Source organism: Streptomyces sp. NPDC003011, assembly GCF_053591515.1.
Genome location: NZ_JBSFTY010000071.1, coordinates 33,137 through 44,769, shown reverse-complemented (window position 1 = coordinate 44,769; position 11,633 = coordinate 33,137). Strand labels below are relative to the sequence as shown.

Below are 11,633 nucleotides of genomic sequence, written 5' to 3'. Positions count from 1 at the left end.
GGGTGGCGGATGGCGCGGGCCGGCCGGCGGGTGAGGGCGCTCCGGTCCGCTGGCTGCACCAGGTGGTGTGAGGCTTTCATCGTCCGGGGACCGGTCGTGCGCGGCGCGCCGGACGCGGAGCCGTGTACGTCGGCGGACCGGCCCCCGTCCGCCCTGCCGCCCGTAGTCGACGTGCCGGACGTGCCGGAGGAGCAGCCGGTCAGCGCCGAGGCCCCCAGCGAGGCCAGCAGGACCGCGGAGGTCAGCGCCGTCTTCCTCATCGCTGCGACCCGGTCAGCGCGGGGGTCAACTCGGCCCACGGATTGGGAGGTTCGCCGGTCACGGGCCCGCAGACGGCCGCGCCACGCTCGTGCGCGGTGCGTACCGCGAGGGGTACGAGCGCCTCGGGCACGCCGTAGACCAGGTGGCACAGCCGCTCCGGTGGATGCCGGCCGGCCCACGCCGGTCTGCTGAACGCCGACACGTACGTCGACCAGTGGCCCTCGAACGTGACGGTCAGGTCGGCGAGACGGGCGTAGCCGGGCGCCGGATGGACCCCGGGGTTGATGACGACCGTCCCGGCACCGAGCCGGCGGACGGCCCGCACCAGCCGGCGGCAGGCCGACAGCCCGTCCGGCGTCGCCGTCACCCGGTCGAGGAAGCAGCCGTCGGCCCCGTACCACTCCTGGTGCCGGCGTACGTCCTCGGCGATCACGGCGGTCTCACGCACCCCGTAGTCGGTGTCGACGTACCCGAGCAGCCGCGCCCCGGCCGCGCGCAGCGCCTTGGCCGCCGCGGTGAAGGCGGGATCGGGGGTGTCGCCCGGCCCGTTCGCGGGGTTGAGGACGACCCCGTAGGTGTCGGCGGCGGCCGTGATCAGCCGGTGCCAGGCGCCCGGGTCCTCGGCTGGATGGACGTACAGCGGGATCAGCAGGCTCACGGGCTGCCGTCGCCTCCCCCGTCTTCCCACAACGCGGTCAGCGCGTCGTCGAGGGTGTGCGCCGGGCGCCAGCCCAGGGCCTGTCCGGCGGCGGTGATGTCGGAGCACTGCCACGACACCTCCGCCGAGCGGGCCGAGCCGGCGGCGTTCTCCTCGATGCGTCCCCGGAAGCCGGCCTTGTCGGCCAGGCCCCGTACCAGGTCGCGCACCGGAACGGCCCGGCCCCCGCCGATGTTGAGGACGGGCGGCAGCGGGCCGGGGGCGGTGACCGCGCACGCCACCGCCCGCGCCACGTCGCGCACGTCGACGAAGTCGCGGTACGCGGACAGGTCACCGAGTCGCAGCACCGCCCGCGGGTCCGGGCCGGCCCCGCGCAGCAGTCCCGCGATCCGGCCGGGCAGCCCGGCGGCCGGCGCACCGGGCCCCACCGGGTTGCCCACCCGCAGCACCACCGCGTCCAGGCCGGAGGCGGTCACGGCGACCGTGCCCGCGAGCTTGGTCGCGCCGTACGGGCCGACCGGGCGGGTGGCCGCCGACTCCGGGACCCGGCTGTCCGGGGCACCGGGGCCGTACTCGGCGGCCGAGCCCAGGTGCACCAGGCGCGCCGCGGGCACCGCCTCACGCAGCGCGGCGCACAGCACCGCCGGGCCGCGGGCGTTGACCTCCGCGAGCGTCACGGCGTCGCCGCCGGTCGCACCCGCGCAGTTGATCACGGTGTCGGGAGCTGCCGCCGCGAGGGTCTTCGCCAGTCGTTCGGGGCGGACGGAGGCCAGGTCGACGGGGAACTCGGCGGACGAGCGGCCGCCGCCGAGGACCTGCGCGCCCGGCAGGGCACGCAACCCCTCGACGACGTGGCGGCCCAGGTAACCGGTGTGTCCCAGGACGAGAATGCGCATGGGGTGCTCAGGCTCCCTTGAGCAGAAGCGACTTGCGGCTGGTGAACTCCGCGTTGGCCCGGTCGTAGTCGTCCGGGCGCCCGATGTCCAGCCAGTACCCGTCGAAGTCGTAGGCGTGCGGCTGGTCCTGGGCGGCCAGCAGGTCGAGCACCAACTCGTCGAAGCCCAGGGGCAGTCCGGGCGTGTAGCCGTCGAGCGTGGAGCGGGACAGGCCGTAGACACCCATGGAGACCCGGTAGTCCATGCTGGGCTTCTCGGTGAACGCGACGACCCTGCTCGCATCGGTGGTCAGCACCCCGAAGTCGATGTGCACCTTGCGGGCGTACGTGGCGATGGTCAAGGACGCGCCCGACTCCCGGTGCCGGCACAGGACGTCGGCGTAGTCGAGGTCGGTCAGGACGTCGCCGTTCATCACCAGGAACGACTCGGGCAGCCGGTCCCGCAGGGTGAGCAGCGGGCCCATCGTGCCGAGCGGGCTCTCCTCGGTGGCGTAGTCGATGCTCATGCCCCACTGGGAGCCGTCGCCGACGTACGCGCGGATGATCTCGCCCAGGTGGCCGATGGCGATGGTGCAACTGGTGAAACCGGCCGTGGCGAGCTGGCGCAGCACGATCTCCAGGATGGCGTGCTGGTCGCCGATGGGGACGAGCGGCTTGGGCAGGGCGGTGGTGTAGGGCCGCAACCGGACACCCTTGCCTCCCGCCAGGATCACTACGTGCATGGGGCTCCTCCTTCGTGGATGTGCGTGCGCGGACCTGTGCCGGACGGGGATCAGATGTTGTAGATGCCGGTCTTGTAGCGGGCGAGGTTGGCCGGGTCGCGGAAGAACTCCACGGTGTGCGCGAGGCCCTCCTCCAGGGTGTGGGCGGGCTGCCAGCCGGTGGCGGCGGCGAGCCGGCTCGCGTCCGCGACCAGCCGCATCACCTCGGAGTTCGCGGGCCGGATGCGGGCGGTGTCCTCGCGTACGTCGAGGGCGGTGTCCATCACCTTGCCGATCAGCGCGACGAGGTCGCCGACCGAGATCTCCCCGCCGGTGCCGGCGTTGAAGGTGCGGCCCACGACCTGGGCGGCGGGCGCGGTGCCGACGGCGAGGAACGCCTGAGCGGTGTCCTTGACGAAGGTGAAGTCCCGGGTGGGCCGCAGGTCGCCGAGGGTGATCGTGCGCTCCCCCGCCGCCACTTGGCCGATGACGGTGGGGATCACCGCGCGCATCGACTGGCGTGGCCCGAACGTGTTGAACGGCCGCAGCGTCACCACCGGGGTGTCGAAGCTGGCGTGGTAACTGTCGGCCAGCCGGTCCCCGCCCGCCTTCGAAGCGGCGTACGGCGACTGGGTGTTGATGGGGTGGTCCTCGGTGATCGGCACGGTCCGCGCGGTGCCGTACGTCTCGCTGGTCGAGGTGTGCACCAGGCGGGGCGTACCGAGCGCGCGCACCGCCTCCAGCACGTTGAGTGTGCCGGTGACGTTGGTGTCCACGTAGCTGTGCGGTGCCTGGTAGGAGTACGGGATCGCGATCAGCGCGGCCAGGTGGTAAGCGGTGTCGGCGCCTTCGAGCAGGCCGCGGACCGAGCCGGGGTCGCGGACGTCGCCGAGGACGATCTCCACCTGGTCGAGGACGTCCGGGTGCAGGGTCTCCAGCCAGCCGTAGGAGGAGAAGGAGTTGTACTGGGCCATGGCCCTGACGCGGTGTCCCGAGGCGACGAGTGCCTCGGTGAGGTGGGAGCCGATGAAACCCTCGGCTCCGGTGACGGCGGCGAGCGGTGCGGAGGTCAACTCGGGTGTCCTTCCGGTTGTTCGGGCGGGAGTGGGGCGACGGATCGTGCGGGGACGGGAGGTGTCGGCGGGTACGTCAGACGTGCGGGGCGGGCCGTCCCAGGAGCCACAGCGCGCACCCCGCCAGAGACAACGCCGCCGCGCCGCAGCACAGCGGCAGCGCCGACGGGCCGGGTGGCAGGTGCAGCACGGTGACCGCCCCGGCGCCGCCCGCGGCGGCGAGGGAGATCGCGGCCGACGGCCAGGCCGCCCCGAACGCCTGGAGCAGCAGCGCGGTCCACAGGACGGCCCCGAGCAGCAGCAGGGCGGCCGGCTCGGAGCCGGTGAGCAGGGCCGCGGGCAGCAGCGGCAGGAGGTAGGCGAACAGGCAGAGGGCGAGGATGCCGGCCGAGCGGAGCAGGAATCCGGCGGGCGTGGCGGTGGCGCGCAGCGCGGCGACCGACAGCCCCCGGAAGCGGTACAGCAGCCACTCCGCCGGGCCCATGCTGACCGTCAGCACGATCACCGCGTACGGCTCCTCCCTCCCCTCCAGCAGCACCAGCACACCCGCCGCCAGCCCGAACAGGCCGTACGGCAGCGACCATCGCAGACGCGGCCGGGTGGCGCCGGGCACGGGCGGCACGGCGAGGACGGTGTACAGGGCCCGGCCGGTGACGGCGAGTGTGGCGAGCAGTGCCAGCAGCGGCAGCCCGGCCCGCAGCAGGGAGCCCGGCTCCCACCACGGCAGGACGGCGGCACCGGCGACCAGCGGGCTGAGCACGGCCAGCAGCAGCCGTTCCCGGCCCAGCACCAGCAGGACGCCCGCCGCCGCGAGGTACGCCGACTGCGCGGCCGCCACCAGCGTCACCGGGCCGGCCTCGGCGGGCAGCGCGGCGATCGCGGTGGCGGCCGCCGCTCCGAGGGGCGCGCCCACCAGGAGCGTACGGCCCGCTTCCCGCCGCCCGGTCGCCATCCGCAGGTGGGCGCGGTGGCCGAGGGCCTGGCCCCAGGCCCAGGAGGCGAGTCCCGCCACGATCAGGGCCGGGGCGTGGCCGCCGGCGTTCCACAGCGGTGCGGTCAGCAGGTAGGCGAGCCCCGGGAGGGCGAACAGCACGCCCCGCAGCAGGCAGCGCACGGTGTCGGGGCGCCACGGGTCGGCCGTCGGCGCGGGCTCCGGGAAGGTGCGCGGCACCCGGTCGTACAGCGCGGAGGCGAGCGAGAACAGGTTCGGGTGGCCGTACCGCTCCTTGATCAGGGAGGCGGACAGGCCCTCCGCCTCCAGCAGGGCGGCCACTTCGTAGGGGTGGACGGCGGGGCCGACGCGGTCGGCGATCTCGGCGGCCAGTTCGCTGACCGCCTCCTCGTCCGGGCCGCTCCGGGGCAGCCGGATGGCGAGCGTGCTGTCGTCCAGGGCCCAGCGCGGCCGGCGGCGCGGGGGGCGGGGCTCGGCGAGCCGCAGTGCCAGGGTGTCCTGTTCGGCGCCGCCCGGTTCGAGGGATATCGGGCCGCTCATCCGGCCACCGTGCTCATCGGCGCGAGCACCTGGGACGTGGTCGTGAGGTGTTCCGGCTGCCGTGTCCGGGTGGGCAGTTCGAGGTAGATGGAGCGGAAGGTGTCGATGGTCTGGCGCAGGGTGAACTGCTCGATCACCCGCAGCCGTGCCGCCTCGCCCATCGCCCGGCGGCGCCCCGGATCGCGGAGCAGGTCCAGCGCGGCCGCCGCCATCGCGTCCGGGTCACGCGGCGGCACCACCAGTCCGGTGTCGCCGACGGCCTCCCGCACTCCGCCCACGTCGGTGGAGACGGTCGCCCGTCCGCACGACATGGCCTCGATCAGGGTGAACGGGAAGCCCTCGCTGATGCTGGAGAGCATCACGATGGTGCCGGCCGCGTAGGCGTCCTTGATGTCGTCGACGCGGCCCTCGAACGTGACGGCGTCCGCGTGCCCGAGGCCGGCGGCCAGCGCCTCGCACCGTTCCCGGTAGGCCTCCCCGCCCCGGGGTGTCCCGCCGAACAACCGCAGGCGGGAGTCCGGGAGTTGGGCCCGCACCAGGGAGAAGGCCCGGATCAGGGTCTCCAGGTCCTTGATGGGGTCGACCCGGCCCGCCCAGCTGAGGGTGAGTGCCTCGGGCTCGGGTCCGGCCGGCGGAAACGCGGCCGGGTCCACGCCGTTGTAGACCGTGCGGATGGACTCCGGGTCGGCGCCGCCCTGCTCCTCCCACAGCCGGTTGTAGCGGTTGCCCGGCGTGATCAGGGAGGCCCGGCGGTAGCTCTCCTCCGCCAGCAGCCGGAAGAACCCGAGGACGACGGCCTTCACCGGCCAGCGGTAGGGGGCGGTGCGGTATCCGAGGTAGCGCTCGCGCAGGTAGACGCCGTGCTCGGTCAGCAGGAGGGGTACACCGTGCCGTTCGAGCGCGGCGAGGCCGGGCAGCACGGCGACCCCTCCGCTGACGGCGTGCGCCACCCCGTCCTCGGGTGCCGGCGCCGCCAGCGGGCGCAGGGCGTGTTCCAGCAGGGCGGTCGCGGTGAGCGCGTCGTGCAGGGTGGGCCGGGCCTCGCGCACGGCCCGGCCCGGCCGGTTCCACACGTCGGCCAGGATCGTGACGGCCCGGTCGCCGCGCAGGAACGGGCTCAGCGCTCCGTCCGCCGCGGCCCGCGCCATGGCGTACAGGGCGGGCGGGAACCCGGCCTCGGCGCGGGGATCGACCAGCGCGGTCAGGAACTGCTCGTAGGCGGCGGCGAGTTGGTTGCGGGCCCGGCCCCGGGGCGCCCGGCCTTCGGGCGGGGCGCCCCACATGGGGACGGACAGGAGGTGCGAGACATGGGCGGGCAGGTCCCAGACGGCGGGTTCGCGTCCGGTGCCGGTGACGGCGATGACGTCGAAGTCGATGTCGGGCATGCCCTGGACGAGTTGGTCGCACCAGACACTCACGCCGCCGTGACTGTGCGGGTAGGTGCCTTCGGTGAGCAGGGTGACGCGCGTCGCGCCGGGGCGTCGCGCGCCGTGGGGAACGTGCATCGATGTGCTCCACGGCCGAGGTGTGGGGTGGTTCGTACCGGCCCCGGCCGCCGTCGGGCGGCCGCGACCTTCGAGCGGTCCCTGGGTCGGTGCGCCCTCAGCTGTCCGCGGTGTACGGAACCGGCTCGCTCACGCCCGCGGGGACACGGGTGTCCGGCGCGGGTTCCGTGGCCGGCGCGGTGCCGGAGGTGCCGGCCGCCGGGGCGTCGGCGGGCGCCGGCAGGGTGAGGCCGAGCGGGGTGCCCGCGGAGGGCGTCCAGCCGGACACCTCGCCCGCGTACGGCGTGCCGAAGGCGGCGCCGGCCAGCGTGGTCCCGGCGGGCGCGGTCGCCGTCACGGCCAGCCCGTCCGGCGCTTCGACGGTCACCTGCGCACCGATGCGGTAGGCGCTGACCTCACCGGCCCGGAGAGCGGCCTGCCAGGCGGCCCTGCGGGCGAGTTCGGTGCCGATGTCCTTCATCCGCGGGTTCACCACGGGGGCGTTGTCCGCGAAGAGGGCGTCGTAGCCGTCGAGGACACCGCTCAGCACCGGGTAGGCGATGCGGTCCTCGGCCAGGTTGGACTGGTGGATGAAGTGCGGCTTGGGGTCGTTGGACAGCACGTGCCCGAGCGCGATGCGGGTCTCCAGCGGCACGATGTGCCCGGCGTAGCCGGTGGTGATGTCCAGCGGCGCCGCGAGACACGTCATGATGGCCGGGTTGTCCTCGCAGGCGCCACTGCCGCCCTGGGCGCGGCTGGTGTAGATCCAGTTGTACTCGTCGACCTGCTCGGCCGCCCGGCCCACGTTGTAGAAGACGTTCATCGGGTGGCGGGGGACGGTCGTGGCCGGGCCGGCCTGACGCTGCGCGGGCTCACGGGAGTTGTCCGAGCCGAGCCAGGCGATGTCGTTGTCGCCGAGGGCGAGCGCCAGGTTGGGGTTGTCCTCGGGCTGCTGCGGCAGCACCTTGATGCCCGAGTGCTCACCGGTGACCAACTCGCCGTTCTCCAGCGGGAGTCCGGCGGTCTGCCCCCATACGCGGTTGGTGGCGATCTCGTCGGAGATCTCCGCGCGGCCGACCCACCGGGTACTGCCGTCGGCGTCGGTGGCGCACTTCCAGGGCACGGTCGCGGTGTCCTGCACGCAGCCGAGGAAGGGGTGCGAGTAGGTGTGGTTGATCCAGCGGAACCGGTTCCGCTCCGCGATCAGCTTGTCGGCGAGGGCGTCGGCGCCGTTGTTGTCCTCGCGGCGGTCGTCGCTGCCGGCGCCGTTGTAGGCGAAGTCGAGGGTGAAGTCGTGGCCGTCCTGCCAGGAGGCGGCGTGGTCGACGTCCGCGGGCGTCATCCGGATCGGGTCGGGCGTGGCGTCGGGGTCGGCGCAGTCGACGTCGCCGGGCCTGCAGTTCAGGGCGGTGTTCCAGCGCTCGTCGGCGGCGAACACGTCGTCCACGTGCACGGCGAAGTAGTTGCGGGAGGCGCCGAGACGGACGCCGCCGGTCATCCATTCCACGATGCCGCGGGCCAGCAGCCGGAACTGCTGCTGGTACTGGTTGTAGACGAACGTGACGACGAGCTCACGCCGCCCGTCGTGCCGGTATTCGCCCACCAGCGAGCCCCGTGTCGCCTGCCCGGGGATCGGAGCGTCGACGTACGAGGTGAAGTCGGCGCCCGCCGTCGGCGTCGACAGGTAGGCGTAACTCTCGCCCACGTTCGGGTCGTTGTCCTCGAAGGGCACCGCGCCGTCGAGGTAGCCGAAGGGGCCCGCCCGGCCGGCGGGGGTCACCGAGGCCTGCACGCCGTCCATGCCGCCGGCGTAGCCGCCGTGGACCGGGTACCGCAGACCCGCCTCCGGACGCGCGTAGGTGTAGGCGTCGACCTGGGGAATCGCGTACGTCTGCTCGTAGGCCGCGAGGGCGGCCATCTCCGTCGAACCGGCCGCGAACGGGTTGTCGTTGGGCAGGACGACGGCCTGGAACCTCGCGCGCGGCCGGCCGTCCACGGTGTCCGCGAGGAAGCCGGCGTCGATCACGGGCCGGTCGGACCGCGTGAGGTCGATCTCGGTGTACGGCGTCCCGGCCGCGTCCAGTTCCGCCGCGATGGCGTCGGTGGACGGGCCGCCGTCGCTCACCACCAGCACCCGCAGGTCGATGCGGGGTGTGATGTCGGCGGCGTGGGCCGCCCCGGCCGGCAGGCCGAGCGCGACGACGAGCGCGCCCACCGTCAGCGCCGTCGTGCGTATGGTCCGCTTCATGCGGTGAAGTCCCCTCCCCGGGCAGGGGTGAGCACGGCTCCCATGGAGCGGACGCACCCCCTGGCGTGACGCCGGCGTCCCCCTCAGAAGCCAGTCGTCGACGCATCCGTCGCGTCACATAGTGAGGCAGGTGTGTAGCTTTTGTGGTCATGCTGCGAAACATGACGGAAAAGCACAGGTGTCCAACGGGGCGTCCAGGGAACCGGGTCGGGCACTTTTCCGTCGTGGTGGCGCGGGTGGCCCGATGGACGCGAGGGCCCCGAGTGCTGGTGGCGCCGGGACGGCACACCGCCGGACCACCGGGGTCCGCCGGGCTCGACGCCGATCCCCTTCGCCGTGCTGGGCGCGCCCGGTCACAGGCCGATTTCAGGTCACGCTCACCACGGTCACAGGCGTGCGCGACGGGCCGTCAGGCGCACAGCACGCGCGTCTCGGGCGTGTGGACCGTCCGCCGCTGGCGTTCGCGCTGTCGCTGAACTCGGCGTAGCAGTACGAGGAGAAGCCGATGGTGCCGTTGCAGCCGGAGCCGGCGGCGACCTGGAGCGTCAGCGTGACGGTGCGGCTCTGGCCGGGCGGGACGGTGGCGCCGTAGGTGGTGCCGAGGTGGGCGGGGCCGGTTCCGGAGCAGGGGTGGTGGCGCTGTCGGTGGCGAACGTCAGCTCGGCCGGCGCCGGTGCGGACGCGCTCGCACCGGGGGTCAGACCGAACAAAGCGAGGGCGGCACCTAGGCCCAGGTGCGCCATGAGTGGTGATCGCAGCGGCCTGGGAGGCCATGCAGGCGGCGAACACACCGTCTGCCCGGACCGGGGCGCGCGCGACGCCGTTCCGGCCGGAAGTGTGCACCGCGTGCAGGCCGCGTGATGAAGCGGCGGGGAACCGAGAAGGCTCTGTCGACGCGCGGTGACGAGGGGGCGACGCGGTGGTCCGGCCGGGCGGGGACGCCGACGGGCTCCCGGGGCCGACGGATGACATTGGCTTGTATCAGGTCCGGTATCAGATCCGGGGGGGCCGTTCCCCCGTCGGCGCGGGGTGCGGACACTCCCGGCCGCCCGCCGGTCCGTCGGGGAAGCGTCCGCGGGCCCGACGGACCGGCGGGGAAGCGTGGAGCGGACGGTGTGGCCGCGCCCGGCGCGTGGGTCTCGATCCCGGTACGCCCGCCCGCCGTCGTCCCGGCGGGCGGACCCGGATCAGCCGCGGGTTCGGATCAGCCGCGGGGGCGGTCGGCGGGGTGGACGAGGTCGTAGGGGCGCGGGTAGGCGGCGGGGCGGTACGGGACGTAGCGGGCGGCGGCGGTGGGATCGGCCTCGCCGGCGCGGGCGTTGAGGGCGTCGGGGTCGGCGGCCTTCCAGCGGCCGGTGTCGATGCGGTCCTCCACGGTGTGCAGGGCGGCGATCTGCTCGGCCGGACTGAAGGTGCAGTGGCCGGCGTTCTCGACATAGGCCTGGTGCAGCAGGGGAGCCGAACCGGCGGCGACGACCGCCCGGCGCAGGGCGCTCTCGGCCTGCACGGGGATGAGGCCGTCTCCGGTGGTGTGGATGGCCAGTTGGGGCTTGACCAGCCTGCCCGTGAAGGAACTGGTGGCGGCCATCTTCTCGACCGCGGCCGGGTCGGCCTTGATCCGGGGTGTCCGGTTGAGGGTCGTGAGGTCCGCCTTCAGGGACAGCCCGGCCTTGGCGTAGAGCTCGGCGACCTCCTTGTGCAGCGGGGAGCGGCGGAGCAGGGCGGCGTAGTCGACCCCGGTGTTCCAGGACATGGTGCCGCCCACGCGGCTCTCCGCCTCCTGCCGCCAGGAGAAGGCCGGGAACCGCAACAGGCCCATCACCCCCTGGTACTGGTTGGCCTGCTGACCGTCCCAGTCGGTGGGTTCGGGGCGGGGCTGGGCGGGGTCGTTCCAGCCGGGGATGTCGTGCAGCGCGGCGGCCAGCGCGACGCGGGCCCGGCCGGTGCTCGTGGCCTGCGCCCCGGAGACAGCGGTGGACAGGGTCCGCGCCGCCGCGGCGGCCTCGCCCGGGCTGCCGAACCCCGTCAGCTTGATGCCGGAGTCCGGTGCGAGCAGGGCCTTCAGGGCGAAGACGGGGTCGAGGGTGCTGTTCCAGTTGGCGACGCCGCCCTGCACCAGGCCGCACATGGAGAGCGAACCGTCGATGCGGTCGGGGTGACGTTCGGCGATGGCGGTGGTGACCAGGCCGCCGTACGAAGTCCCCCAGGCGATCGTCTCGCGGGCCGGGCCGAAGCGTCCGGTGAAGGCGTCGAGGGTGGCGAGCTGGTCCGGCACCGCGTCGGTCACCGCCCAGCCGGTGGTGGCGTACGAGGAGCCGATCAGCGCGTAACCCGCTTCCAGGAGAAGCGACTTGGTGGCATCGTCGGGGCCGTTCTGGGCGGGGTTGGCCGGCCCGGCCGGGCGATAGCCGTGGCTGTAGAGCAGGACGGTGCCGTTCCAGCGGCCGGGGACGTCCATCAGGTAGGCGGCGCCGGACGGCAGGGTCCCTTCGACGTGCGCGGCGGGGCCCGTGGCGTGGGCGGCCGGGGCGACGGGACCGCAGAGCAGCAGTGCCGTCAGGACGATGAGTGTGCGGGTTCTGGTGCGGGTCGTCATGGGCGGAGCTCCTTCTCGGGGTTCCTGGTGGGGGGCGGGCAGGACGGGGAGCTGTCGCAACCTCAGTTGTCCGGAGTGCTGACAGCGTGAAGGTAGGTGTGTAGATTTTCGCCGTCAAGAAAGTGCACAACATAAGCGACTTTCCTCCCGCTGGGGCGAGTTCGGTGCCCGGTGCCGACGTGCTCGCTCAAGCCCGTGCGCCTTCACCCGGCCGGTGCGCGCAGC

General features: G+C 73.8%; 8 protein-coding genes and 2 pseudogenes. All 10 read right to left on the bottom strand.

All coding sequences use genetic code 11. The annotated features are described in order from the left end of the window. Positions 1-260 (bottom strand): annotated as a pseudogene (locus ACWD0J_RS30530) (hypothetical protein); the annotation flags it as partial. Continuing rightward, complete coding sequence (locus tag ACWD0J_RS30525) at positions 257-919, bottom strand: spherulation-specific family 4 protein (RefSeq protein ID WP_451499071.1); 663 nt, start codon at positions 917-919, stop codon at positions 257-259. The gene ACWD0J_RS30525 and the pseudogene ACWD0J_RS30530, both read right to left, overlap by 4 nt. Next, a complete protein-coding gene (locus ACWD0J_RS30520; protein WP_451499070.1) occupies positions 916-1,815 on the bottom strand; it encodes an NAD-dependent epimerase/dehydratase family protein in 900 nt (299 codons plus the stop codon). The genes ACWD0J_RS30525 and ACWD0J_RS30520 overlap by 4 nt, the downstream gene beginning before the upstream one ends. A gap of 7 nt (positions 1,816-1,822) precedes the next feature. Next, the gene (locus tag ACWD0J_RS30515; protein ID WP_451499069.1) at positions 1,823-2,536 is read right to left on the bottom strand and encodes a sugar phosphate nucleotidyltransferase; all 714 of its coding nucleotides are present in this window, start codon (positions 2,534-2,536) and stop codon (positions 1,823-1,825) included. Positions 2,537-2,586: 50 nt separating this feature from the next. Further along, the gene (locus ACWD0J_RS30510) at positions 2,587-3,588 is read right to left on the bottom strand and encodes a GDP-mannose 4,6-dehydratase (protein WP_286060779.1); all 1,002 of its coding nucleotides are present in this window, start codon (positions 3,586-3,588) and stop codon (positions 2,587-2,589) included. Between the two features lie 76 nt (positions 3,589-3,664). Then, positions 3,665-5,080, bottom strand: coding sequence for a hypothetical protein (locus ACWD0J_RS30505; RefSeq protein ID WP_451499068.1), 1,416 nt, complete (start codon positions 5,078-5,080; stop codon positions 3,665-3,667). Further along, a complete protein-coding gene (gene pelF, locus ACWD0J_RS30500) occupies positions 5,077-6,585 on the bottom strand; it encodes a GT4 family glycosyltransferase PelF (protein WP_451499067.1) in 1,509 nt (502 codons plus the stop codon). Before pelF ends, ACWD0J_RS30505 begins: the two co-directional genes overlap by 4 nt. A gap of 97 nt (positions 6,586-6,682) precedes the next feature. After that, on the bottom strand, positions 6,683-8,812 hold the full coding sequence (locus tag ACWD0J_RS30495) for a hypothetical protein (protein WP_451499066.1): 2,130 nt from the start codon (positions 8,810-8,812) through the stop codon (positions 6,683-6,685). A 409-nt stretch (positions 8,813-9,221) separates the two neighbouring features. Continuing rightward, positions 9,222-9,555 (bottom strand): annotated as a pseudogene (locus ACWD0J_RS30490) (hypothetical protein). Positions 9,556-10,016: 461 nt separating this feature from the next. Further along, a complete protein-coding gene (locus tag ACWD0J_RS30485; RefSeq protein WP_451499065.1) occupies positions 10,017-11,408 on the bottom strand; it encodes an alpha/beta hydrolase family protein in 1,392 nt (463 codons plus the stop codon). Positions 11,409-11,633: the final 225 nt, after the last annotated feature.